Origin of the sequence: Sphingomonas sp. LR55 (assembly GCF_036856015.1) — a bacterium.
Taxonomy (GTDB): Bacteria; Pseudomonadota; Alphaproteobacteria; order Sphingomonadales; family Sphingomonadaceae; genus Sphingomonas.
The window spans coordinates 1-25152 of sequence record NZ_JASPFO010000002.1; the positions used below are offsets into that span (position 1 = coordinate 1).

24 protein-coding genes and 1 pseudogene are annotated in these 25152 nt (G+C 62.2%); 15 read left to right on the top strand and 10 right to left on the bottom strand.

Going from position 1 to position 25152, the window contains the following annotated elements:
• The 6 genes from QP181_RS19205 to QP181_RS19230 form a co-directional block, all read right to left on the bottom strand.
• The coding region (locus QP181_RS19205) for an FdhF/YdeP family oxidoreductase (protein ID WP_333929697.1) at nucleotides 1-1747 on the bottom strand (1747 nt) is incomplete at its 3' end.
• Nucleotides 1744-2049 (bottom strand): hypothetical protein, encoded by a 306-nt coding sequence (locus tag QP181_RS19210; RefSeq protein WP_333929698.1) that lies wholly within the window; start codon nucleotides 2047-2049, stop codon nucleotides 1744-1746. The genes QP181_RS19205 and QP181_RS19210, both read right to left, overlap by 4 nt.
• 249 nt (nucleotides 2050-2298) lie before the next feature.
• The gene (locus tag QP181_RS19215; RefSeq protein WP_333929789.1) at nucleotides 2299-2925 is read right to left on the bottom strand and encodes an MFS transporter; all 627 of its coding nucleotides are present in this window, start codon (nucleotides 2923-2925) and stop codon (nucleotides 2299-2301) included.
• Entirely contained in the window at nucleotides 2862-3752 is an 891-nt protein-coding gene (locus tag QP181_RS19220; protein ID WP_333929699.1) for an MFS transporter, read from the bottom strand. The genes QP181_RS19215 and QP181_RS19220 overlap by 64 nt, the downstream gene beginning before the upstream one ends.
• 95 nt (nucleotides 3753-3847) lie before the next feature.
• On the bottom strand, nucleotides 3848-4564 hold the full coding sequence (locus QP181_RS19225) for an HPP family protein (protein ID WP_333929700.1): 717 nt from the start codon (nucleotides 4562-4564) through the stop codon (nucleotides 3848-3850).
• A 63-nt stretch (nucleotides 4565-4627) separates the two neighbouring features.
• Complete coding sequence (locus tag QP181_RS19230; protein ID WP_443027606.1) at nucleotides 4628-6379, bottom strand: chloride channel protein; 1752 nt, start codon at nucleotides 6377-6379, stop codon at nucleotides 4628-4630.
• Nucleotides 6380-6452: 73 nt separating this feature from the next.
• Between QP181_RS19230 and QP181_RS19235 the strand changes: the two genes are divergently transcribed.
• Both QP181_RS19235 and QP181_RS19240 read left to right on the top strand, forming a co-directional pair.
• Complete coding sequence (locus QP181_RS19235) at nucleotides 6453-6863, top strand: MarR family winged helix-turn-helix transcriptional regulator (RefSeq protein WP_333929701.1); 411 nt, start codon at nucleotides 6453-6455, stop codon at nucleotides 6861-6863.
• 73 nt (nucleotides 6864-6936) lie between these two features.
• Nucleotides 6937-7506 carry a hypothetical protein gene (locus QP181_RS19240; protein ID WP_333929702.1) on the top strand — a complete coding sequence of 190 codons (570 nt, stop codon included), beginning with the start codon at nucleotides 6937-6939 and terminating at the stop codon, nucleotides 7504-7506.
• Between the two features lie 373 nt (nucleotides 7507-7879).
• Here QP181_RS19240 and QP181_RS19245 read toward each other — a convergent pair whose 3' ends face one another.
• Nucleotides 7880-8035, bottom strand: a complete 156-nt coding sequence (locus QP181_RS19245) for a hypothetical protein (protein WP_333929703.1) — start codon at nucleotides 8033-8035, stop codon at nucleotides 7880-7882.
• A gap of 627 nt (nucleotides 8036-8662) precedes the next feature.
• Between QP181_RS19245 and QP181_RS19250 the strand changes: the two are divergent.
• Nucleotides 8663-9421: pseudogene (locus QP181_RS19250) on the top strand (IS5 family transposase).
• 76 nt (nucleotides 9422-9497) lie between these two features.
• Here QP181_RS19250 and QP181_RS19255 read toward each other — a convergent pair.
• From QP181_RS19255 to QP181_RS19265, 3 genes are all read right to left on the bottom strand, one after another.
• The gene (locus QP181_RS19255; RefSeq protein ID WP_333929791.1) at nucleotides 9498-11036 is read right to left on the bottom strand and encodes a TonB-dependent receptor; all 1539 of its coding nucleotides are present in this window, start codon (nucleotides 11034-11036) and stop codon (nucleotides 9498-9500) included.
• Entirely contained in the window at nucleotides 10973-11863 is an 891-nt protein-coding gene (locus tag QP181_RS19260) for a TonB-dependent receptor plug domain-containing protein (protein WP_333929704.1), read from the bottom strand. The genes QP181_RS19255 and QP181_RS19260 overlap by 64 nt, the downstream gene beginning before the upstream one ends.
• 83 nt (nucleotides 11864-11946) lie before the next feature.
• A complete protein-coding gene (locus QP181_RS19265; RefSeq protein WP_333929705.1) occupies nucleotides 11947-12357 on the bottom strand; it encodes a DUF2946 family protein in 411 nt (136 codons plus the stop codon).
• 435 nt (nucleotides 12358-12792) lie between these two features.
• Between QP181_RS19265 and QP181_RS19270 the strand changes: the two genes are divergently transcribed.
• The 12 genes from QP181_RS19270 to QP181_RS19320 all read left to right on the top strand — a co-directional run bounded on the left by QP181_RS19270 (nucleotide 12793) and on the right by QP181_RS19320 (nucleotide 24499).
• Complete coding sequence (locus QP181_RS19270) at nucleotides 12793-13104, top strand: hypothetical protein (RefSeq protein WP_333929707.1); 312 nt, start codon at nucleotides 12793-12795, stop codon at nucleotides 13102-13104.
• Nucleotides 13105-13339: 235 nt separating this feature from the next.
• Nucleotides 13340-13831, top strand: coding sequence for a helix-turn-helix domain-containing protein (locus QP181_RS19275; RefSeq protein WP_333929708.1), 492 nt, complete (start codon nucleotides 13340-13342; stop codon nucleotides 13829-13831).
• Between the two features lie 27 nt (nucleotides 13832-13858).
• The gene (locus QP181_RS19280) at nucleotides 13859-14200 is read left to right on the top strand and encodes a hypothetical protein (RefSeq protein WP_333929709.1); all 342 of its coding nucleotides are present in this window, start codon (nucleotides 13859-13861) and stop codon (nucleotides 14198-14200) included.
• Between the two features lie 23 nt (nucleotides 14201-14223).
• Nucleotides 14224-14703, top strand: coding sequence for a hypothetical protein (locus tag QP181_RS19285; RefSeq protein WP_333929710.1), 480 nt, complete (start codon nucleotides 14224-14226; stop codon nucleotides 14701-14703).
• Nucleotides 14673-15143 (top strand): MarR family transcriptional regulator, encoded by a 471-nt coding sequence (locus QP181_RS19290; protein ID WP_333929711.1) that lies wholly within the window; start codon nucleotides 14673-14675, stop codon nucleotides 15141-15143. Before QP181_RS19285 ends, QP181_RS19290 begins: the two co-directional genes overlap by 31 nt.
• Nucleotides 15144-15821: 678 nt before the next feature.
• On the top strand, nucleotides 15822-17156 hold the full coding sequence (repC, locus tag QP181_RS19295) for a plasmid replication protein RepC (RefSeq protein WP_333929712.1): 1335 nt from the start codon (nucleotides 15822-15824) through the stop codon (nucleotides 17154-17156).
• A 398-nt stretch (nucleotides 17157-17554) separates the two neighbouring features.
• Complete coding sequence (locus QP181_RS19300; RefSeq protein WP_333929792.1) at nucleotides 17555-17770, top strand: replication initiator protein A; 216 nt, start codon at nucleotides 17555-17557, stop codon at nucleotides 17768-17770.
• On the top strand, nucleotides 17679-18323 hold the full coding sequence (locus tag QP181_RS19305) for a replication initiator protein A (RefSeq protein WP_333929713.1): 645 nt from the start codon (nucleotides 17679-17681) through the stop codon (nucleotides 18321-18323). The genes QP181_RS19300 and QP181_RS19305 overlap by 92 nt, the downstream gene beginning before the upstream one ends.
• Nucleotides 18324-18501: 178 nt before the next feature.
• Nucleotides 18502-19692, top strand: coding sequence for a hypothetical protein (locus QP181_RS20170; protein WP_443027607.1), 1191 nt, complete (start codon nucleotides 18502-18504; stop codon nucleotides 19690-19692).
• The gene (locus QP181_RS20175) at nucleotides 19587-21725 is read left to right on the top strand and encodes a strawberry notch family protein (RefSeq protein ID WP_443027608.1); all 2139 of its coding nucleotides are present in this window, start codon (nucleotides 19587-19589) and stop codon (nucleotides 21723-21725) included. Before QP181_RS20170 ends, QP181_RS20175 begins: the two co-directional genes overlap by 106 nt.
• Before the next feature lie 458 nt (nucleotides 21726-22183).
• The gene (locus QP181_RS19315) at nucleotides 22184-22576 is read left to right on the top strand and encodes a DUF3768 domain-containing protein (protein WP_333929714.1); all 393 of its coding nucleotides are present in this window, start codon (nucleotides 22184-22186) and stop codon (nucleotides 22574-22576) included.
• Nucleotides 22577-23812: 1236 nt separating this feature from the next.
• Nucleotides 23813-24499, top strand: a complete 687-nt coding sequence (locus tag QP181_RS19320; RefSeq protein WP_333929715.1) for a nucleotide-binding protein — start codon at nucleotides 23813-23815, stop codon at nucleotides 24497-24499.
• Nucleotides 24500-25152: the final 653 nt, after the last annotated feature.

Sequence of the window (25152 nt, forward strand, 5' to 3'; positions counted from 1 at the left end):
CCAATGCGTAGTCGTCGGTCCAATCATCCCAACGCATCTTCGGATTGTGGGGCAGCAGTGCCTTGGCGATGCCGGCAACGATCGCAAGTTCGGACTTCAGCGTCTCGGCGGCGGGCAACCGCTTGCCACGCGACCCGTAGATGTGGCTGAAACTGTCCTCGATTGACACCGCTTGCGGACCACTTGCTTGGATGTCCTCCTCGGAACGCGCGAGGCAGGGGAGCAGGAACGAGACCTTGCCGTGGATGAGGTGGCTGCGGTTGAGCTTGGTCGCAACGAAGACGGTGAGCGCCAGCCTACGCCACGCTGGCTCCATCGCGTCGCGATCGGGCACGGCGCGGACCAGATTACCGCCCAGGCTAAGGAAGCCCTGTACGGATCCATCTTTGATCCCTTCGCAGGCATCGACGGTGGTCAGGCCCTTGTCACGCGGGGGCTCAAAGCCGAACTGCGACGCGATCTTGTCCAGTGGAACCAGTTCGGGCTTTTCGGAAATCCCCACGGTTCGCTGACCCTGTACGTTCGAGTGGCCGCGTACGGGACTTACTCCAGCGCCCTGCTTGCCGATATTACCGCGCATCAGCATCAGATTGACCATCGTCTGAATGCTTTGGGAGCCGTGGACATGCTGGGTTAGCCCCATCCCGTAGACCGAGATCACCTTTTCAGCTTCGACGTAAACGTCCCCCGCCTCTTCAAGGTCAGCACGCTTCAGCCCAGAATGCTCCTCGATGTCTGCCCATTCAGTCGCTCGGGCCTTGTCCCGGAACGCCTCCCAGCCTGAAGTATGCTGCTGGATGAAGCTCGGATCGAGTATGCTGGGCTTGCCCGACGCGAGTGCTTGGTCGTCGCGCTCCAAAACGCGCTTCACGACGCCCATGATCGCCGCGATATCGCCGCCGGGGCGTACCTGCAGGTACATGTGGGCGAGCTCGGTTGGCTTTTGCGATAGCATCTGGACCGGGTTTTGCGGGTTGATGAACCGCATCAGCCCAACCTCTTTTACCGGATTGAACACGATGATCTTGCAGCCGCGCTTTACCGCCTCTTGAAGCGGATGGAGGAAGCGCGGGCTATTAGTCCCCGGGTTCTGCCCGAAATAGAATATTGCGTCACAGTGATCAAAGTCTTCGAGTACGCAGGTGCCGACGGGTGAGCCCGTTACCTTTTTCAGTGCAACAGACGTGGTTTCGTGGCACATGTTCGAGCTGTCAGGCAGATTGTTGTTACCGTAGGCGCGAGCCAGCAGCGCGTAGAGGTAACTGGTTTCCAGCGATGCCTTCCCCGAGGCGTAGAACACCACCGATTTGGGATCGAGCTGCTGGAGCTCCGCAGCAATTCCCGCGAATGCCTCGTCCCACGTGCACTGGAGATAACGGTCGCTGGCAGCGTCGTAGCGCATTGGCGCCGTCAGGCGCCCCTCCATCTCCAAGTCGAAGTCAGGCAACTCGCGCAGCTCCGCAAGCGTATGCGCAGCAAAGAAATCGGGTGTGCACCGATCACGGGTCAGGTCCCAGATTGTGGCCTTGGCGCCATTCTCGCAGAACTCGAAGGCATGCGGCTTCGCGGGCTTGCCCCATGCACAGGACGAGCACATATAGCCCTCCGGCTTGTTCTGACGGCGCAACGTGTCGAGCGTTCCGGGCGACGACAATTCCCGAGCGAAGACTTTTGCCATCCCCTTAATCGAGCCGAATCCTCCGGAGGAGCCGGAATAGTGGGTCGTGCCGTCTTCGTCGTCGTTCATGGTCTTCTCCCGTCCGTTAAAGGCTTTCTGGATGCCGGTAAGTACAAGGATGTGTAGGTCCCGAGGCGACGCTTTCCGCGAATCTTCTTCAAGCTGAAAAGCGCCGTCAGGCTGATCATCATACTGCCACCGACAGATAGATCGACCATAGTAAGGCCGACGTTTGGATCCGCGATTTCAGCAGGTGCGGCCGACCCGCCTCCAAACCAGAACAGGTTGGCAGCAGACGCGATAAGCACTGGGAGAATCCTAGTGTCGAATGATGCGTATGTGCCGACAGCGAGCGCCGCGTTGGCGAGCATGATGATCGCCAGTCGGCGCGATCGGCAAGCCGCCTAAATTCCCGGATACTGATGCTGGAAGTTGCCATACAGAACCGCCGTTTCGGAATGATGGCCTTCTATGTCGTAACGCGATATTATTCAACGGCTAGCACGTAAAATGATGATTGATGGGCATCATTTGACAGCTGACTATGCTGTCTTCGCTGACTCGATTACCTTCACAATCACATGATCCTTGGATAGGGAGCCATGCTCGAATGGACCGCTCTAACCGTCTAGGTCGCGCAGGTCGGTGCCCCGGGTTTCACGACCAAACCGAGCGATCAGTGCCAACGCAAGAGCGGTAGGCAGCATGATCGCAACGGCTGCCGAACCCACGCTCGGCACAAGCGCAGTGATAGCGAGCCCTTGGGCACCGACTCCACCCGCCTTTGTGCAAGCGGCCACCCATCCCGTTGCTCTGCCCCGCACGTTCAACGGGAAACTCTCCGCCGCATAGGGTAGCAGGATGGCGAGTATGCCGTTCGATCCGACAATGAGAAGGGATACCGGCAAAACCGGGCTGCCATGTCCCGCGAGCTCCAGATGGATCACCAACCCCAATCCCACCATCGTGATCGCGATCATCGTCACGAGCGACCACTTCGTGCTCCAGCGACTATAGAGGAACGCGCACAGGAAGACCGTCGGGAAGGAGATGAGTGCCGACTTTGCCAGCAGCGTGCTGGCGACGGTAACCGAATAGCCCTTTTCCTGCAGGTCGCCCGGCAACCAAAGAAGCAGCCCGAAATTGATCAATCCCCAACACAACGCTGCCAGGCTGAGCGCCACTAGCTTGCTCCAGAGGGAAAACCAGTGAGCGGCCGGTGACTGGGGCGCGGGGACTGCGACGATGTGGTCACCTTCCGCGCGGTCGCGCCAAACCGTCGCATGACTGTCTCGGCTTCCGCTATTCGACCGCGTGCGATTAAGAACTTTGCCGATTCAGGAATGAAGTTGCCAAGCACAACCAACAGCAGGCCGGTCGGCAGGTTGAGGAGAAACAGGATGCGCCAACTGAAGGTGCCCTGCCAAAGGGCTGATGCCCCACTTGCGGCGAAGTAACCGCCGACTGCGCCCAGACCGCCAACCAGCACCAATGCCCAGCCCCGGTGGCGGGTCGGCATCATCTCGGCGAGCAGGGCATAGGTCACCGGCAGCATGCCTCCGGCCGCGGCCCCCATCATGAAGCACATGCCGATATTCCAGGCGAGGCTAGGCATGGCGCCGCAAATCGCGGTGCCGACGAAGAACACAGCGGAAAGCAGGATGGTCGCCTTGCGCCCATAGATGTCGGCTAGGAATCCCCACACCACCGAGCCTACCACAGTCCCGACGAGCGCAAAGAATGCGACGAGCGACGCCGTTGCTTTCGATACGCCGTACTCGCTCGTCATGCCGGGGATCGCGAACCCGAGTGCAGCGGGCTTCATCACGTCCACCACGAGCGCGATCACGAGGATGGCCATAAGGCCGAAATGGGCTGCGCCAAGCTGCGCATCTTCGGGCGCTGCGACGACGATGTCGGCGGTGGACGTGCGATGCGCGCTCAGGTTGCGAGGCAAAAGACCATAAGCGGCCACGAAAAGCCCCCCGACGATGAGAACCATGCCCACGACCATCGAGCTGGTCATCGGCATGCCGGCCAAACGATAGTGCATCTGTTGCCCCATCGCGAACATCGGTAGGTGCGTGGCTACGCCCGCCGTGACTGCCAGACATCCCAGCACAAAAGCCCAGATCGCCTGTCGGTCCGAGAGCGTGCTCCCCGTGGTATTCATCTAATTTCGCCCTTTGTCCCGGTTGGTCTTGCCGCGCGCATGGATGCGTGGAACTCAACGCGCCGAAACAGCAGGTCAAGATCGTCCCGGCTCACATCGAACGTCTCGCCGAGGTCTGTGAGCGCAAGGTCGATGTCTTCGGGATGCGGCATGCCCAATCCGGACGCCGCAAGTTCGTGACCCACGATCGGGATCGGGCGGTGCGGATAGGAATGTCCGGAGGCCCTGTGGAACGCGATGCCGGTCACGATAAGGATAAGCGAGTTGATCCCGACGGGCACGAACGGGAAAGCGTAACCGGCGCCTAGCACCGCAGGGCCCCCGATCACGGCCGTTAGGGCGGCAGCCCCGCCGGGCGGATGCAGGCAGCGGAGCAGCGACATGGCGAGGATCGCTCCGCCCACGGCAACCCCGACCGCCAAATACGGTATAGGCACGAAGTAAGCCGCAGTCACGCCAACCAGTGCCGAGACGACGTTACCGCCCACGACCGACCAGGGCTGTGCCAATGGGCTCGCCGGTACGGCGAAGACCAGCACCGCGGACGCGCCGACAGGCGCCACCAGCAACGGGAGCGGTGCCCACCCGTGCAGGGCCGTCGCGCTCACTAGGCTCGTCAGCGCAACGCCGATCAACGCGCCGATGCACGCGAGAAGCCGGTCACGCAGGGTAGCACCGGCGAGGATAGGTACAAATGGCAAAGACAGCTTCATTTCTCAGATCATCCGCTCCGATCGGTATGCCTTCTATCAGCAATACCCATCGCGATAGTCTTCTTAGGTTCGGTCGATCTCTGCGCGCTTGCGGGCGCTCCGGACCTTGAGCAGATCATGGCGCGAGAGGATGCCGATAACGCGATTTGTGCCGGCCTCGACAATGGGGATACGCCCAACCCCGCTCTCGACCATCAGATCAGCCACTTCGCCGATCGGCGAGTGAGGATAAGCGATCGCTTGCGATGAATCGGACAGCGTCTCGGCGAGTGAGGTATCGGGTAAATCGCCTTCTACCTGCCAGCGCAGAGCATCGGATCGCGACACCATCGCGACCAGATGTCCGCCATCGTCCACCACGGGATAGGTCCGGTGCGTTGCGGCGTCACCGAAAAAGGCGACCGCATCCTTGATCGACATGGCACCCGACAGCACGGCAGGATCGGGTGTCATCACCTGCTCGGCTTGCAGGAACTCGTGCGGATCAACGGTATATTCCTGAAGAATATGACGGCCGCGCCGGGCGATCTTTTCCGTCAGGATCGACCGGCGCATGATCAGGACACTAATCGCATAGGCCCCGGTTGCCGCTGCGATCGTAGCCGGCAAGGCGTCGAAGTGACCGGTCAGTTCAACCGCGAACAGTGCGCCGGTAAGCGGTGCGCGCATGGCACCGCTCATCATGCCGGCCATGCCAACCATCGCCCAGAAGCCTACCGACCCGGGAAGAAACTGCCCCAGTAGGGCACCCAAAGCGCCTCCCATGATTAGCAGGGGTGCGAGAACACCGCCCGACGTTCCCGACCCGAGCGCGACCAGCCACACGATTGCCTTTACGACGAGCAGTGCCAGGATGACCCGCACCGCCAATGATCCATCGAGCAACGCCTGGATGTTGGCGTAGCCCGCGCCGAGAACGCGAGCATCGATTAGCCCCCCGATCCCGACGATGATACCGCCGAGCGCCGGCCACCACATCCAGTGCACGGGCAAGCGGTGGAACGCGTCCTCGACACGGTAGAGCAACGCTGACAGCAGCGCCGCCTCGAGACCGACCAGAGCACCCATGCCGAGGGCCAAGCCTTCAGTCGGCCACCACGCCTGCACGGGGGCAACGGCGAACGGAAACAGTGGCCCGGCCCCCAGGAGCATGGGTCGCCAGGCAAACGCCACGAGCGTCCCGACGACGACCGGCACGAAGCTGCGCGGCTTCCACTCGAACAGGAGGACCTCGATCGCCAGCAGGATCGCCGCGATCGGTGTGCCGAAGATGCCGGTCATGCCCGCCGCGGCACCGGCGACCAGCAAAGTCTTTCGTTCGGCCGCGCTCAGGTGGAAGCATTGCGCGAAAAGCGATCCGATCGCGCCCCCGGTCATGATGATCGGACCTTCGGCGCCAAACGGGCCGCCGCTCCCGATTGAAATCGCTGAGGATAGCGGCTTGAGGATCGCAACCTTGAGCGACAGGCGGCTTTCGCCGTAAAGAATGGCTTCGATGGCTTCCGGAATACCGTGTCCCTTGATCTTCTCCGAGCCGAAACGCGCCATCAGGCCGATCATCACACTGCCGATGACGGGTATCGCGACGACCGCCAAACCGACATGCGCATTCGCGATTTCAGCAGGCGCGGCCGATATCCTGCCGAACCAGAAGAGGTTGGTGGCGAGCGCTATCAGCTTTAGCAGGACCCAAGCCCCGAACGCAGCGCCGGTGCCGACCACGACAGCGGCTCCTGCGAGCATGATCATCCGCCAGTCGGCGCTATGATCGGCAAGCCGCTTGGCTTTTGGGATATTGATGGTGGAAGCCGTCATGCACACTCGCCGGTTTGAGAACGGCGACCACTATATCGCGACACGATATAGTTCAACGGTTAGGATTTGAACGATGATCGATGGTGATGAGTTGATTGACGCCGACTATGCGGCGCTCGCGGATTTTCGGTATGCGCTTCGGCAGTTTCTGGTGTTCAGCGAACGTGGCGCGGCAAGCTGCGGCCTGACGCCCCAGCAACACCAAGCGATGCTCGCCATTCGGGGGGCTACGCATGCGAACGTCAGCGTTGGCTACGTCGCCGAGCGTCTTGCTTTGAAGCCGCACAGCGCGACCGGCCTGGTCGATCGTCTGGAGACGCTTGGTCTGGTCACACGTCGGCCATCCCCCGACGACGGACGACAGGCCCTGCTCGAACTTACGCAGAAGGCGCAAACCCTCCTGCGACAGCTATCAAAGACGCATCGTGAGGAAATCGTGCGGCTTCGGCCGATGCTGACCGAACTGCTCGCCCGCGTGGATTAATCGAAGCCACAGGCCGCTCTAGTTGCAATATGTATCGCAATGCGATATAAATCGCATACAAGGAGTCGGCGAGATGCAGTTGATTCTCATGGTGCTTGAAGCGATCGGCCTCACCGTAGGTAGTTTGGCCGCAGCCGTGCTGCTTTGCTGGTTTCTGTGGTACGCGTTTCGGCTCGTACTGCATCCGGAATTGGGAGTATCAGTCGTTCTGATCTTGCTCTTGCTCGCCTTCGCGGGAGAGTTCCCGAAAAGCCAATTTCTGAACATGACACTGACCTTCGCAGTCGTCGCTGCGGTACCCCTCTGGTTCGCGGGACGCGCTTGGCGCAAGCAACGTCGGCAGGCTTCGAACAGCACGCGCCCGCAACTCGTCGAGCCAGAGACGAGCGAGGTGGTCATACCGCCACAATCTGCGCAGTCGCCGTGGTCCTATCCCGCAATCACAGCCTGCATCGGCCAGGAACGCTACCCAACGCGCGACGAGATCCACTTAGTAGCGTCGCGGCTCTGGCGGGAAGGGCTCGCCCTACGCTTTGGATCGCAATCTGCGCCCGCGAGCTTCGCCGCCCGACGCGTTTTGTTGCGCGCGGCTATGACGGCCCTGAGCGGTAGGAACGGCGAAAAGGGTCGTGGGTCAGGGTAGGTCCGCACCGATGTGTTGTTGCCAGCTTGAGAGCGTGACGGTGCTCGTACGAAATAGGAGCGGCCCCCCTGATAGCTTCCAAAGTTCCGGAGAATTCTATGTTTGCGAATGACCGTTCTTACTATGAGCACCGGGTCCAAGTTGAAATTCAACGCGCTGAGGAGGCAGCGACGCGCGAGGCCATGTCAGTGCACTACCAACTCGCGGAAGCCTACCGCAATAAGCTGGGACCGACCAGCGTGGCTAAATCCGACGGCCCTGATCGAAGCGTTACGGTCGATAGTCTTTTACGAGTTCACTGAATTGGGGAGTGGAGCTGCGTTTAGTTGGGCTTGCGGAATCCGTATATCTCGTGGTCCTCGTTGTAACCCCTCTACCCGGCACCGAGATCGTGGAAGTCGTGGACAAACTCTATCGCTGCGATCCACGTGACCATTTTGAATCCAAGCTCGTGCGCAGGATCAGCCGCGAACTCGATCGAGAGCCACCGTCCGAGCTTGATGCGAATCTCCTCCTTCGCGTCGTGCATGCGTACCCGCGTCGATTTTCGCCCGGCTCGCGCGCACCCCAATGGACGAACAAGGCCTGAGATCGCGCAGGCGCCCCGACCGCGGCGCCTGCGCGATTACGAGTGCAACCGCAGCTTCCTCGCCAGATGCTAACCGGGGCGTGAAATGCTGCAACATCTCCATAAATTAGAAACGCTCGGTGACCGACATTTCCAGAGCAAATGACGTGGCAGCTCGACGCTGGACAGGGTCTATCGGTCATCTTCGATCATCTCGGTTACGAGAATGAAGTCAGCAACGCCCCCCGGCTCCAGTGACGGGTTAGATGTGACGTCTTGATCGCGTCCAGGGACATCAGTTCATGCGGCTTTTTCGCCAAGCGCGATCACGAACAAGCCCACCGTCCCGATCGCATAAAGAATAAGCACGGCGAGCGAGTCCACACCCATACCAAGGATGTTCCGATTCGGGCGGAAGATCAAACCACCCAGGTAAACGCTCGTCAGCAGGATCGCGAGTCCGGCGAGATAAATATCGGTGTCGTGCGCCTGTGGTAATACGGCCTTGCCTGAAATGAGGGTTGCTAGGGTCAGGATCCATTGATGTGGGAGACGCGATCTGATTCAGGCTCCGTGAGGAGAGCGTGGATGAGCGACCTGTACTGGCTGACGGATGAGCAGATGGCGCGTCTGCAGCCGTTCTTTCCCAAGAGCCATGGCAAGCCTCGCGTCGATGACCGGCGGGTGCTCAGCGGCATCGTTTTCGTCAACCGCAACGGGCTGCGCTGGTGTGATGCGCCGAAGGACTATGGGCCGCACAAGACGCTCTACAATCGCTGGAAGCGGTGGGGCGAGAGGGAGTCTTCTTGCGCATGATGATGGAGGGGCTCGCGGCAGCGGAAGCCGTACCGAAAACGGTGATGATCGACGCGACCTACCTGAAGGCACACCGCACGGCATCGAGTCTGCGGGTAAAAAGGGGATCTCGGCCGCCTGATCGGCCGCACGAAAGGCGGCATGAACACCAAACTGCACGCCGTCAGCGATGCGGACGGGCGGCCCTTGAGCTTCTTCATGACCGCCGGGCAGGTCAGTGATTACACCGGCGCGGCGGCTCTGCTGGACGATCTGCCGAAAGCACAGTGGCTGCTTGGCGACCGTGGTTATGACGCCGATTGGTTCAGGGACGCCCTGGAAGCCAAGGGCATCCAGCCCTGCATCCCGGGCCGCAGATCGCGCAACGAGCCGGTCAGATACGACAAGCGCCGCTACCGGCGCCGCAGCCGCATCGAGATCATGTTCGGCCGTCTGAAGGACTGGCGCCGCGTCGCCACTCGCTATGACCGCTGCCCAACCGTCTTCTTCTCTGCCGTCGCGCTCGCGGCCACCGTCATCTTCTGGCTATGACCAATGAGTCCTGACCCTAAAGCGGCGATCATGAAGGTCCGGCTCGACCGGCGGACGAATGCTGAAGTCTTGCCCATCACAGTGCCTTACTCACGCGAATGCCGACCGTTCGTGGCGGGCCGACGAGATAGGAGAAGTAGCTGGTCGCCGTCGTGTTGCCGGGCGAGGTGGTGAACTCCTGGCCAAAGACCGGCACGACATCGAACAGGTTGGTGACAAACAGGTCGATCGCGATGCCGCCCCGTCGGATGCCGGCAGTCGCATCGACCAGCGTGTAGGCCGGACGCGGCAACACCTCGCCTTCGCCGAAGCCGCTGTTGGTTGCGCCAACATGGCGCGCTGCCGCGAACAGATTGCCCGTCAGTCCGAGCCCGAGCGGAGCGTCGTAATTGCCCCGCGCGTTCCACGTCCAGCGCGGCACGTCGAGCACGCGCGACCCAGCCGGCAGCAGGAGGTTGGGGACGGCGTTGCGATAGGTCGCATCGATGAACGCCCCGCCTGCGGAGAGATCGAGCCCACGGACAGGCGAGAGAGAAACTTCCAGCTCCCCGCCCCGACTGCGGACCCTGCCGGCATTGACCGTGAACGAGATGGTCGTCGCGTTGTTGATCCCACACGCAGTCTGGAACGCCTGCTGATAATTTTTCCATTCGATCGCATAGGCCGCGGCGTTGATCCGCAGCCGCCCGCCCCACAGCCTGGTCTTCGCACCCACCTCGTAATTGTCGGTTCGATCGCTGTCGTAAGGGGGCGGCACATCGGGGATTCCGGCCGTACGCCGTTCGGCAGCCGAGCAGATATCGTCGGTGATCGGCGCGTTGACGCCGCCGGTGCGGAAGCCCTGCGAGTAGCTGGCATAGAGGGTCGCGGCGCGGCTCGGTTCGTAGCTCAACGTGAAGCGTGGCGTGACACCGTGCTCGCGGTTGCGCTCGTCATAGTCGTAGGCGAGATCGCCGCCAGTGATACCGCCGATGCCGTATCGCCGGCTCGCCTCGCGCTGACGGTAGGAGAAGACGCGAGCGCCGGCCGCCACCTTCACCTTCGGCAGGACGGCATAGGTCAGCTCGCCGAATGCCGCGATCTCACTCTCGTGGAAGCGCACCGTAGTGTCTTGGATGACGGGCGGGTTGCTGGCACCGAGCGGCAGCGGTGCCGTTACGCCGAACAGGTCGGCGACCGTGATGGTACGGCCGGAATCCTGATGCAGGTCGCGGTAATAGGCGCCGACGACATATTGCAGGCGACCGGAGCCGTCCGACACGGCCCGGATCTCTTGCGTGAACTGCTTCGTGCGCCCGAAGTCCATGAGCGGGGTCGGGAAGAGCTTGCCCCCCGGCCCGGGGCCGACGATCTCCTCGACGATCGGGGAGTCGAACGCGGTGACGTCGAACGACAGACGGTTGCGCCGGTCGAGGTAGGAGGAGTTCGACGAGAGGGTGAACCCGCCCAGCGCGTCGAACCGGTTTTCCACCAGCAGCGAACCGATGATGAACTCGTCTTTCGCGAACGTGTCCGCATAGCGCGCCTTCAGGCGCGCCCGCTTTCCGAAGGTCACATCGCTATGGGGCCGGTCGGCGTTGCTGTAGCCGTCCTGCCAGACGAACGACGGCGTGATCGTGAGCGTTGGTGTGGCGTTCCAGCGGAGCGCCCCCGGATCGTGCTGGTACGCGTCCAGTTGACGTCCTTGTGCACCGCCGACGTTCCGGCGTTCTCGGTCAGGTCGCCCGTGGTCGGCCGTAGATCGTCGATCCAACCGCCCTGGCGGTCGATACCGCCGGAGACGCGCAGCGCCAGCGTATCGGCAACGATCGGCAGGTTGAGCATCGCCTTCGTGTTCCAGCTCGTGCCACCATCGGTGACACTCGCGACGCTCGCCTGCCCCGTCGCGGCGACCTTGGATTCATCGGGCTGGTTGGTGATGATGCGGACCAGGCCACCCATGTTCGACGATCCGAACAGCACGCCCTGTGGTCCCCGCAGCACCTCGACACGTGCAACATCAAAGAGCTGAGGGTCGGGCTGAGAAAAGCCGCGCAGCGCCCGCGTCTGGAGCGGGGTTTCATCGAGATAGACGCCTGTCGTCGGCGATTGGACGAAGCCGACCCCGCCGATTCCACGGATAATGTATTGCGAGTTTCCGGGGCCAGTGGTCGCAAAGGCGACGCCCGGCACCGAGTCCGCAACGCGCGAGAAGTCCTGCGCATTGAGGTGGCGGAGCAGGTCGGCGGACAAGGTAGTAACGCTCGCCGGTACGTCCTGAAGCGCTTGCGAGCGTTTGAGCGCGGTGACGATGATGTCGCCGCCTTGCCCACTAGCGGCACTCTGAGGCTCGGAGACAGTCGGCGTGGGTGTCTGGTCAGGTGCCGCTTCTTGGGCGGATGCGGGGGCGGCCAGCGGGAGGCATGACAAGCACGCCCCTGCTAGCAGGTAAGATCGGATCATGGATATGCCTTCGACCGGCACGGCACACGCCGGTGCCGGACCTTAAGATGCGTGGGCTGCCCACTTGGGGCAGCGTCGATCGGTCAGAGGAAGGCGGGCGGTCCACGCAGCGGCGGGCGCAGATAGATCCGCCGTGCCGGTGTCGGCAGGACGATTGGCGACATTCCGATCGCGAGGACGAACGCGATGAGTGCAGCGAGCTGGATCGGATCGATGGCGCCGGTCATTGCGGCTGACAGGCCGGAGAAGGCGCATGGCATCTCCGCCTTGCCGTGATCCTTTGATTTGCCGTGATCGGGCATGTCCCCGTGCATTCCCGGCATCTCCATCGCCATCGTCGCCGGCCCGGTGCCCGAGCAGATGGTGATGGCGATCCGTCCATGATCGCTGTCGATCATATAGCCGGTCGGCACGAGCAGCTTTAGCAGCAGCGTCGCCGCGCAGATCAGCACGGCAAGATGGCGTTGCGCGAGAAGATGCCGGATGGCGTGCACTTCCGGCAGTTAGCCCAGGCTGCGCGAGGTGTCACCTTGCCAGATTGCCCCACGAAGGTGCGGGTGAAGCGCGGCGACGGACACCGATCTCCCTAGCCGTCATCGGGCGGCGCGCGCGCCTAATCCGCCCTGCGGCATGTCAATCTGGCGACGAGCGCTACGCCAGCGTCCAGAATGCTGCGTCTGCTTTGAGTTGCAATGACAGCGTGTTTTCGCCTGAGCCTTGTGCCATAGCGGTGTCGCTTGGGCATGGCTTGAACACCATCCTTGGCCCGCAAGTGCGGTCGAATGCTGGGTCCCCGACTTCCGTCGGGCGGCCCGCGAAATACAAGACCTTGCTACCGCTTGTCGGTGCGGGGAATACGTGGGGCGTGGTTACCAGTGTTCCCGCGTGTTCAACCGTCCCGGCTACGGGCGGTTGATGGAACGCGCGCCATGTCCTTGATCAAAAGTTTGTTTACGAAGTTCCGCCAGCGCCAGAGCCCTCCACAGGGTTTGTCCGGCAGCGGTTCGGGAAAGCTTCAGATCGAAGCGCTGGTTCAGGCACATGGCGACTGGCTGGCACTTCTGGCCACGATACTGGAACGCGAACGCATAATTACAGCTGTCGACCTCGCTCGCACCCTGTCCGAGTTTGCCGCTTATACAGCCGAAGACTGCCCTGCTGAGGGACAGATCCTTTCCTTTTGGGCCTCACGCTTGAACGACACCGCGGCAACCGTCGGCAAATTTCCGTCTGTTCACTAGTCCTGCCGGTCATGCTGAGTGGCGGCCGCAGTTGATCGCCGAGGTGCGCTTTGGATAAGCCTGCTTCGAAAGTGAGAACTCGGCGAAGCGTCGCGGGCGCTGAAACGTGACCTGTTCACCGCGTTCGCGCGCCGCCTTGAACCCATTTGTGATGTGGATTTGATCGACCGGGCTCGTCAGGAGTTATCCCTGATATGGAGCCGAATCATTCCGCGATGCGAGTAATTTCAAGAGCATGCTGACAAACGAACCGGGCTCGCCCCCTGCCGAACAGACGCTCGCGGCTGCCACCTCAGTCGTAAGCGCACCGGATCGCATTGCCCGCCTGACCGATCGTCAACGGTCTTATCTTCGCCTTGTGCTTCAGAACCGCAACTCGAAGGAGATTGCGGCGGCCACGGGTAGCAGCCACCGGGCGGTCGATAAGCACTTGTTAAAGGCTAATAATATCCTCGGCGTACCGACCCGTTTTGACGCCGCGCGGCTCCTGGCGGATCACGACGGAGGGGTAGAGCCTTTACCCCCTGCAAACGACCTACCTTCCGCGCCGCCAACTTTCCCGCTTCCCCTCCCGTTGCCGACCGCTGGGGCGGCAGCGAATATGCTCACCTGGAAGCAGGTTGCCTTCTGGACCGCGATCATCTCGATCGTGACCCCCTTGGGCCTGACTGCGGCCGGCATGGCGATTGTAACGCTGCTTCTCCTGCTCGGGCTGAAAACACTGTAATGGGCGCCGGACGCCCAAGGAGGCGTAATGCAAGCACTTTCGAACACGAGCCGGATCATCGCCGATGAGTTGCGTAAAGCGGAGCGATCGATCAACCTTGCCGCGCGCGATACTGCGCAGTTTCTTCTCACGACGCTGGATGCGACGGAGGCGCACCGCGTAGCTCCCGCGATGACGCAGCGGACCGTCAAAGCTACCGTCGCAGCTCTGGCCTCCCTCATAGAAGGTCAGGATCACATGACGATACGAGCCCATCTCTCGATCGAAAAGGTCGGCCGACAGCTAGGGCTGACCGAGACGAACTGGGGAGAAGGCGCACCGAAGCCCGCAATGGCTACTTTGCCTGAGTTTGAGAGCCTTCCAATTTAGGGGCGAACCGCCAAGGAGAAGTGATGTCGCTGCAGATTATTTTGGCTCTGCTGTTCGACGTCACGCTGCTGCTCATTTGTGGTTATGCCGCACTGAAGGGCGGGCGACCTGAGCGTGTCGGAGCGGCTATAAATCTTGCAGCTTCGGTCGTGACGACCGCCCTTCGGCTGCTGGATGTATCCTATTTCGCGCCTGCGGAAACGGTCACGTTGCTGATAGATCTCGCTGTAGCGGGCGGGTTCTATTGGCTCGGTGTTACTACAATCCGCTTCTGGCCCATCTGGGCGGCCGGTTTCGCAGTCGCCGACCTCTTCATGAGCATCTTCGGCGCCCTGCTGCCCCGCGTGCCGCTCTTTGCCTACCACACCGGGCTTGGGATCTACGCCTACCTCGCGCTCGGCGCGCTTGCGCTCGGCACCTTCCGCTTGCCGGCGAACGCCGAGCCCCACATCCGAAACGGATCAAGACGATTATGGGTGCAGCATCTGAAGGAGACGACCTGATCGACGTCGTCGTGCGGCTGCCGCGCAAGGCGATCGAGGACACTTTGCTGTCTATGCCGCCAGACGCGAGAGACCTGTCCGAGCGCAGGCTTGCCGAGGCCAGGGCGGTGTTGGTAGGCCGGCGTCGGCGGGCGACCCACTTCAACGGCGTCCGCTTCTATGATCCGAGCTGGGACATGATTCTGGAGCTTTACGTGGCCACATGCGAGCGGCGCCGCATCGCGGTGTCCCAGCTTTGTAAGCTGAGCGGAGGCTCGACGACCACCGCTTTGCGCCACATCGAGCATCTCGAGGCGCTTGGATACATAGTCAGACAAACGGATCCCGATGACGGACGCCGCCTGATCGTCGGCACGCTCACTCCCCTTCTTGCTGCTTCGGAGCAGTGGCTCGATCTTCAGATCGCCGAGTCCCGAATCCAGGATCGGAGATCGGGCTGACGATGGCTACAGGTCCCACTAGACTCCGTTCTTTCGGTCGCAGTGACATATCGAACGCCCGAACAAGTACTATTCGATCTACCGCTTGGACAGACGAGGTCAGCCAATTCCGAGCCTGAACTTGCAGTCCCTCGCGGCCTTAACTGCAACTTTCCTGCCACGCCTATCCGGCGCGGCGCTGAGGAGGATGCTTTCCTTCTGCGCTACATGTCGCGTGAGACAGCCGAATCGCCCGGTTCTCACGCCGTTACCGAAAGCACGAGCAAGACAGCGACGGCGTTACCGATAGCACGTGCCTCGGCAGCACGGCGTTATCGATAGCACGAGCGGAGGTCGACGCTTCGTTACCGATAGCACGTGATTATTGCCCGCTCCGTTACCGATAGCACGATTCATCGCGCACGACCGACCCGCCAGCGATGCTTAACAATCGACGTTGTGGATCGGCTCAACGCTGACCGCCGCCGTCCACCCGGGCGGGCGCCACAACGATCAAGGGGGACGCTGTGCGGACATGAAAAACCCGGCACGAGGCCGGGCTTTTCGGGACGCCTGCTAGGGCGGATGTGAGAACCCTCACTTAGCTGGCTCCCTTTCATATTGCTACCCCAAAGCGCCGGCCGTGGCGCCACGGTGTCGCTTTATCTGCACGGGCTCCCCTCCCAGGGAGAACGAACAATGGCTGCTGCCCATAGCCCCGGCCGGGGACTTCGCCGGTTTGACGAACATGCCGCCAGGGCGACGAAGCTTGTCGACGAATTTTGCGGGCTCGAGACCGGAATGGCACCTTCCAACGCGCTTGCGGCGCTCAAACGGGCGGCTCCTTATATGGGCGTCCCCCTGCGCGTGGTCTCCGTCATCGATCTCCTGTTTGCCTGGACGAAGCCCCAGGACTGGCAGGGTGGACAAATTCCCGTCGTTTGGCCATCGAACGACCTGCTCGCGCAAAAGCTGGGCGTAACCGTTCGACAGGTTCAGAAGCTCTTGAACCAGGCACAAGCCTTCGGTCTGGTCAGCTTTCGGGATAGTCCGAACGGTCATCGTGGTGGACGCCGCGGAGCCGACGGCTTCATCACGTGGGGCTACGGCATCGTCCTCGCTCCGATCGGCACCAGGCTTCAAGAATTTGCTGCCCGCGCGGCCAAGGGAGCCGCAGAGGACGCGGCACTGACAGTGCTCCGCAAGCGCCTTGCCGCTGCCCGAAGGAATATCAGGGCTCTGGCCCAAACGGCATTCGACGCCGATCTTCACGATTTGAAGGCGGGTGACGATCTCGCGTTGGCGTTGATGGCCACCGACCAGATGCGTTGCGTCCGCGATGCCGGCCTCCTGACGGCCTGTGTGGAGCAGATCGAAGAGCGTGCGCGTCGTCTAGCCGGGGCTGTTTCGGCCAAGATCGCCCTCTCGAATATGGGTAGTGACCAGGAGGTTAGTTCATGCTGGGATGGCACTGAAGACATGCACTCTACAACTACAAACCAACTCCAATCTGCTAACGCAGATACCCGTAGTGGCTTGGCGGAAAAGAGTAGTGGAAATGGGGACGCCCTCCCCTCTCAACCTCAAACTGCCGTCGACGACGATCTGGAGAAACACGGTGTCGATCCGGGGTTCATCATGTCGATCGCGCCGGAGCTCTGTTCCGGTTTGCTCTACCGCGATGGATCGTGGGGTGAGGTCGTCGCCACCGCGGAGCGGCTTGCCGGCCAGTCGGGGATCAGCAATCACGCGTTTAAGGAAGCCTGTCGCATCATGGGCCAGCGAGGTGCTGCTGCGTCGGTCTTCGCCACCATCCAGAAATACCGGCGCGGCGAGGTTCAGCGGCCCGGCGCGTATCTTCGCGGAATGAGCAGCAAAGCTGACAAGGGCGAATTGAACCTTGGGCGGACGCTCCACGGCCTCAAGGACACGAGCCGCGCGGTCGCCATGCGGGGGATGTCCGATGGGACCGATGCAACGCCGATCGGGAGCCTAATGTCGCGGTTGGTTTCCCGGGGAACCGGACTACGATGACGGGATCTCGTCATCTTTTCATAGGCTTGGCCCTCGTACTGCACACCTGGTCTTTGAACGGTTTTCACGGCGTTACCGATAGCACGAGTCCCGACCGAGTTTGCGGTGGCCCGCACCTACCGAAAAGTGAAACACACCCCGATTTACCGGCTAAATCGCTCCAAATCCTCGTGCTATCGATAACGCGGTCGCTTATCCGACTGCAGGTTTGCGGCCGATCCGCTATAAGCGGCTTTGCAGAGTGAAGCTGGTGGGAGCCCCGACGATGGATCTCGCGAGAAGTCGCTCTCACCCAGGGTAAGCTGTTCGACTATCTCGACAGCCCGCTGCACGGCAAAGTCCGTGGCGAGCAGAGTATCATGGACTTCCCACTGTTCTCGTTAGCGAAGCGGCCTCAGATGGAGGCGATGACCTACGAGATGGACGGCGTCAAAATCGAGATCAAGCCCAGTTCGAGCGGTATCGCGACGATGTGGGATAAAGAGGTCCTGATCTACGTCCTGTCGCTGATGGTACAGCATATTGGTCGGACCGGGGGAAGTACAGAACGTCTTCACCTTCAATGCACACGACTTCTTCCGGGCGACCGGCGTCGGACGCCCATCGAAGCGTGATTACGATCGCTTCATCGAAGCGCTCGGTCGTTTGCAGGGCACGCAGATCCGGACGAACATCAAAACTGGCACCGTGGGGACGAAGGGCTTCTTCTCTTGGTTCGCGGAAGCGCAGGCGACCACTCGCGAAACGGCGAGCGGCGTCGATCAACTCATGCCGGTCCGCGTCCAGCTCTGTGACTGGCTCGTCCGCGCGGTCTCGCGTGACAGCCGTATCTACGACTATCACAACGATTACTTCCGTCTCGGCTCGATTGAGCGACGCCTTTATGAATTGGCGCACTGCTATTGTCGTGATGAAGAATATGAAATGCCTCTGGAAATGTTGGGTGCGAAGATCGGCTCCACGTCGCCGCTCCGCACGTTAAAAAGTCAGCTGAAGAAGATCGCAGCCGAGAATAAAATGCCCAGCTACTCAATCGAAGTGCGGGAAGTTATTCCGGAAGTCCCTGCGCGAGATAAACTAGGCCGACGGGTCGGGAAGCCCGAGACGGTCGTCGTGATGAAGCCCAAGGATCGGTCAACGGGCGGTCGGGCAGCGTTGGCCGCCTGATATCGACATAAAGGCCTGACATGCTGCTCGACTAACAGCGGCCGGCCCGTTGCGGTCGGCTCGGGGAGCTTGCTTCGCGGTAGCGATGCCTCGTCATGCAAAAGGCGTTCAGAGGAGAGGGAGCCTTCGGCTTGTTGATCCGGTGATGACTACCGGGCGATAAAACCGGAGGCCCTCGATGCGTACTTCAGCCGCAGCTCTTGAACTCGAGTTCACCGAACCCTCGATCACGGCCGCCAAGGCGGTCGCTGACACCATTGCGAGGAACGGATCGCTCCAGCGCGACACGATGCTTTGGGTCATGGAGCAAGCCTATGGCGGTTCCTCAGCCGATGGTCGCTGGTCGCTTCGCGACGCCTACGACATGCTCGAACTCGCCGAGGTCATGTACCTGGCGAAAGCCGACCTTCCCGCCGCGCCGAGCGATTGCCTTGCCGCGCTGACCGAGTTGGTCGCCTGCCTGCCGACGCATACCGTCCGCAGCGAAGAGCAGATCGAGCTTCAGCAGTTCTCGACCCCTGCCCCGATTGCCTATCTCGCTGCGCTCGCTGGCAGGCTCGCCGCCACGGATCTGGTCCTCGAACCCTCTGCCGGCACCGGCCTGCTCGCCGCCTTCGCGCATCGCGCCGGTGCGCGCCTAGTCCTCAACGAGATCGATCCGGCCCGCGCCGAGATGCTCGCAGCCGCCTTTCCGGGCGTCGCTGTCACGCGCCACGACGGGGAGCTGATCCACGATCTACTCGAACCAACGATCCGGCCCACGGCCGTCCTCATCAATCCTCCCTTCTCGCGCAGCATCGGTCGCCATGCCGATCCGCTTGCAGCTTTCCGGCATCTTCGCAGCGCCTTGATGTGTCTCGGCGCCGGAGGTCGCTGCGCCGCCATCCTGCCCGATCGCGTCGACACGTCGAGCCGCGCCTGGGCCAAGGCGACCGAGGGCTGCACGCTGACGCTGCACCTCGAACTGCCGGCGAACGCCTATGCGAAGCATGGCACCAGCCAGACCGTGAAGATTATGGTGCTGGAAAAGGGGACCGGCACGCCTGCCGAGCTGATCCGCTGCGCGACGCTCGCCGATGCGCTCCCGGCGATCGCCGCAAAGGCCGCTCCACCTATGTCCGGGCCTGTCCCGCGCACGGCCTCGTTGCTCGCCCGCCCGAGCGGGCGCAGCTCGCTTCTTGGCGGCTTGGCAAGCAAACCGCGCTTGAGCGCACCACCCGCAAAGCCGCGCGGTCGCAGACCGCGACCCCGATCGATTATACCGTGTTCGCCGAGCCACTGCCGACCGGCGAGTCTGTCGGTGTGTACCTGCCCTATCGGCCAAGCCGCATCGCGATCGGCTGTGCATCGGCGCACCCAACCGCGCTAGTGGAATCGATCGCCATGGGCTCGATCACCGCGCCGCGGCCGACCTACGTCCCCACGCTCCCGCACGCGGTCGTCGATGCGAAGACGCTCTCCGACGCGCAGCTCGAGACGCTGATCTATGCCGGCGACGCCTTCGAGCGCGACATCCCCGGCCTGTTCAAACCTGTCGAGGAAGGGCTCTCGATCGCGCCGTCGGAGGATGGCCGTCCGTACCGGACCGGCTTCTTCCTCGGTGACGGCACCGGCGCTGGCAAGGGCCGCCAGGTCGCCGCGATCATCCTCGACCAGTGGCTGCGCGGACGCCGCAAGCACATCTGGGTCTCCAAGACCGAGACGTTGCTCGAAGATGCGCGTCGCGACTGGACCGCAGTTGGCGGTCTCGCGCTCGACATCCAGCACCTCAACCAGTGGAAACTCGGCACGCCGATCGCCGCGGTCGAAGGCGTGCTGTTCCTGACCTATGCGACGCTGCGCTTCAACCGCGGCGACAAGGGCACGCGGCTCCAGCAGATCTTCGAATGGGTCGGCGACGACTATGACGGCATGATAGTGTTCGACGAGGCGCACGAGATGGCCGGTGTCGCAGGAGGCGAAGGTAGTTTCGGCACCAAACAAGGCTCCGACCAGGGCATCGCCGGCGTCCGTCTCCAGAACCTCCTGCCGCGCGCCCGCGTCCTCTACGTGTCCGCGACCGGCGCATCCGACGTCAACAATCTGGCCTATGCCACGCGGCTTGGCCTGTGGGGTCCGGGCACGGCATTCGCCGATCGCCGGACCTTCGTCGACTCCCTGCGCCGGGGCGGGATCGCCGCGCTGGAGCTTATCGCGCGCGACCTGAAAATGCAGGGGCTCTACGTCTCGCGGGCGCTGAGCTTCGCCGGTGTCGAGTACGACATCCTCGAACACAAGCTGACCGTCGACCAGATCGAGGTGTACGACGCCTACGCCGACGCCTGGGCGATCATCCACAGCAACCTTCGCGCCGCGCTCGACGCGACCCGCGTCACGGACAGCTTCTCGAACGACACCTACAACAGCGGCGCCAAGGCGGCTGCACTGTCGATCTTCGAGTCCACCAAACAGCGGTTCTTCTGCCAACTCCTGATCGGCATGAAGCTGCCCTCGCTCGTTCCCGCGATCCGGGCCGATCTCGCCCGCGGCGAGAGCGTCGTCATTCAGCTCGTCTCGACGTCCGAGGCGATGCTCAACCGGGCGCTGGCGGCTCTTTCGGTCGAGGAACGCGCCAATCTCGACATTGAACTTTCGCCGAGGGAGTTTCTCATGTCGTACCTCACGGCCGCCTTCCCGGTCCGACAGATGAAGACTTTTGTCGACGAGACCGGCAAAACGCGTTCCGAACCGATGTCGGACGAGGACGGCCGCCCCGTCTTCAGCCAGGAGGCGCTTAAGATGCGCGACAATCTCCTCGAGCAGCTCTGCGCGCTGCCGATCGTCGGGTCCGCGCTTGACCATATCATCGGGCATTTCGGCACCGACGCGGTTGCCGAGGTGACGGGGCGCAGCCGGCGCGTCATCATGGACGCCCACGGCCGCCAGCGCGTCGAAAGCCGCTCGCCCCGCACCAATCTCGCCGAGACCGAGCCTCGCAAGAACCTTGATGGTGGCAACCATGGTCATCGCCGTCGGCACAGGGTACGCCGTCATCACCGCCGAAGATCACGACAGCTCGCTCACGATCGTCAACGAATACGACCCTTTCGCCTGAGACGTCGGGGGGCTCAGGCCCCCTCCCCTCCCCGCGCTTCAGCCGTGAAGGCGGCGGAGCGGGCATCGAGCCCGCCCCGGCCCGGCTACGCGAGCACGGCAGCCCTGCTGGACAGAAGGCTTCTGCCCCCTTCTACCCACCGCTTGGGTGCGGAATTCAAATTCAGACGGTATCTCTTCCGAAGGCGGGCAATCAGCTCCACGCCGTCCGGACAGGCGGCAGTTCCTCGAACGCCTTCATCAGCCGCCGGTCGCGCAGGAGCGTCACCCATTCCCGGCCATAGGTTCGCGACGCCAAATAGAAGGTAGACCCTTCGCACTCGACCATCCGGCAGCGCTCCAGTTTGTCGACGAGCGAATAATCGTAGCCGTGGCGTGCCACGATATCGTCTAGCTCGGCCCGCATCAGCGTCCCACATTTGCAGCATCGGGTCCGAACCAACGCCTTCATCCGGAGCATATCGCCAGCGCTCTCCATCCAGCGGGGCCACAGGGCAACGATGTTGGCAGCCGTTTCCATGATCGATCGATACGCCGCGATCGGCGTGGTCGTCCAGCATCAGCCTCGACGTGAGGTCTCCCCGTGTCGACGATCCGCGCGGCATTTCGGGCTCGTACGTCCTGGCCGGGGCGATCCCCCGCGCAAGCCCGCCAGCGGGCTTCTCCACTCCGTTGCGACCCTACGGGTGCGCGAGCGATCTATGCCCCGACCGTCCTGTCGCCTGTCGAAAGGCCCCGATCGTCGGGGTCAATGGTAGGAGACCATCATGGCCGAGCAAACGCCTCAATCGAACCACGCCAAGGGTGGCGCAGCGGAGATCGCCCGCCTCAACGACTGGCTGCGCGAGCATCTCACCGCCCCGGGCAACAACCGTGTCGTGATGACCAGCGGGATCGCAGACCTGATAGGCGACGTCAGCCTCTTCCGAAACTTCCGCAAGCGGGCGGAGCTGCTCCGCGCGGTTCGCGACTTCGCTGCCTTCGACGAAGCGATCGACCCGTACGGCGAGCACGATCTGGGCCGGTTCCGGTTTGAAGGCGCCGACTGCTACTGGAAGATCGACTATTACAATCACGACCTGAGCGCGGGCTCGGAGGATCCGGCAGATCCTTTCAAGACCACGCGCGTCCTGACGATCATGCGCGTCGACGAACGATGATGCACCGCCCCGGCGTGATGGCGTCGGGGCTCTTCGTTCTGCCGAGAGGATCGGATCGCGAATGTCGAGACCCCCTCCCCACTCAACGCCCTGCGATGAGCGCAACCGAGCGCGTGGGAGGCAAGACCGTCGCGTGGGTCGCCGCCTCCCCTGCCCTGCCAACGTCGGAAAGGCTCTCTCGTCGACTCTGTCCATCGTGACGACGGGGCGGAGCCAGCGTCAAGGATGCGCGGTTCCCCCGATTTTGACGCGGCCTTCGCTTCGCTACGACCACGACAATATCGGCACCCCCACGCCCCGCTTGCGCGGCCGCTGCGCGGTCCTGTGACCCTGACCCCACCCGATCGTCAGCCGGCATCCGTCTCAACGAACAGACGGAGGTTCACATGCACGTCCAAACCGCACGCACCCAGGCATGGCTCGCTGAACTTGCAAACATCCGAACGGAGATCGCAGCACACGGGATGCCCGAGCGGGCACCCCTCCCCGCAGTAAAGCGAACTCGCAAGCTCAAGCCGCTCTGGGAGGAATGAGCATCGTCCGGGCGGCCTCGGCCGCCCGATTAGAGGATTGGGTCTTCGTCTTGAGCGTCGTTGTATCTGGTGTGGTGCAGGTCGTGTCGAACGAGATCGGGCCGTGGGTACTTCACGATCGATTTCGCCATTTTGCGCTTTGGTGAACGCCGATCGCGTTTGTCGCGTTCGGCGTCTCAATCTTTTGTCGATTTGTGGCTTGGCACTGTGAATCCATCAATTGCTTTGGTGACACGCGAACTAAGGGGAATTGTAATTTCGTATGGTAGCTGCCTGGTAGCAACCAACTAGCGATATTGTAGCGACCTGATCGCGGATTGCGTTCGGGTAGCAACCCAACGGCTATGACGTAGCATGGTCATACACAGTTAGTGCCCTTGCCTCTCACGGCTTTACAACCGCGTCTCGACGTTATCGCAGGAGCGCGTATCGCTGGTTGGTAGCAGGCAGCAACCGGCTACCAACCAGATCGCGATCACGTCGCTTGTTAAACGCAACATTGTCGCATCTCAGCTGCAACTGTCTCGCGATAAATATGCTAGCAACTCGCGGTATAGTTGCGATCAAATCGCAACTATACCGCAAGCTGCTCGCTGTTAGATTGCGTCAAAGTCGCTAGACGCTCGCTGTTAGGTTGCGATATAGCCGCTTCATGAACGCTGGCTGCTACATGGTAGCAACCTGGCCGCAACGGGAGAGCAGCATGCCAGTCATCAGCTTCGTGTCGCCGAAAGGCGGGGTGGGCAAGACCACCGCGACATTGTTGCTCGCCGGAGAGTTGGCAGAGGCGGGGGGTACCGTACGCCTTATCGATGCTGACCCGAACCTTCCGCTGGTCGACTGGGGCCAGTTACCGGGGCGACCGGATGCGATAACTGTCGTCGGGTGCCGCGACGAAAACGCGATCATCGATGAAATCGAGAGGGGCGCGTCGGAGGCGCGCTTCACACTCGTTGACCTCGAAGGCGCGGCGACCGCGACCGTCACGTTCGCAATCGCGCAAAGCGATCTGGTGATCATTCCTTGCAAGGGGTCGCATCTGGATGCCACCCAGGCTGCCCGCGCTATCAAGCTCGTCAAGCAGACGGCGCGCGGCACCAGGACCGAGATCGATTATGCGATCCTGTTCAGCCAAATCCCGCCGGCGCTGCGCTCTAACAATCAGAAGGACATCGCGGAGCAGTTCAACGATGCTGAGATTCCAGTCCTTCCGGTCATGATCTACAATCGCGAGGCCTATCGCGCGATGTTCGCCGCTGGTGGAACGCTTCGCACCATCAACGACAAAGGCGTCGGTAACATGAAGGCAGCGCTCGAGAACGCCGAGGCCTACGCGGCAGCGGTGATCGCAAGGCTGCGTAAGGCGCGTGCCGTGAAGGAGGCAGCATGACCCGGTCCCGGCTCGATCTCTCGGAGTTCGATGATACGCCCTCGAACAAGGATCCAGCCAAGCTACGCGAGATAAGCGACGGGGCGGGCTTTCCGTCGCGTCCGGCTGTCCCAGCTGTAGCTGCCCCGCCTGTAGCGGCGCCCGTGCCTCAAGAGCGTCCCCAAGCCGGGACATTCCAACGGCCGCCACGCGTAACCGGCAATCGCAATATCGCGATCAACGTGAGGGTAGATCCCGAGACCGCTGCGAGACTCTATGCTCTTCGTGACGCGGATCCGGCACGCAAGCGCGTGCTCGCCGACGTTGTAGCAGATGCGGCGCTCTTGCTTTACGAGCAGGAAATTGGCGGGGCTGCTCCATAGGTAGGGCAGGGGCCATGGCCGTTAGCGCGGCGACGCAACGCATCCTGGTTGACCGCCCGCGCGCCGCAGATCTCGTTAAAGGCGATCCCACGGTCGAATTAACAGGGCGTGATACCCCGCTTGGCAGGACCGAGACGGCGCCCGAAACACAGTACGAGCGGCGCCCGCGTGCAGTGGCGTACGGGCGATCGCCAGCCGCCAACACGGCGCAATCTATGGTCGGCCTGCAGGGGAGGGGGCAGCCTGATCTGGCGCCGTCCATCTGCTTTCAAGTATCCCGTTCGGCCGAGC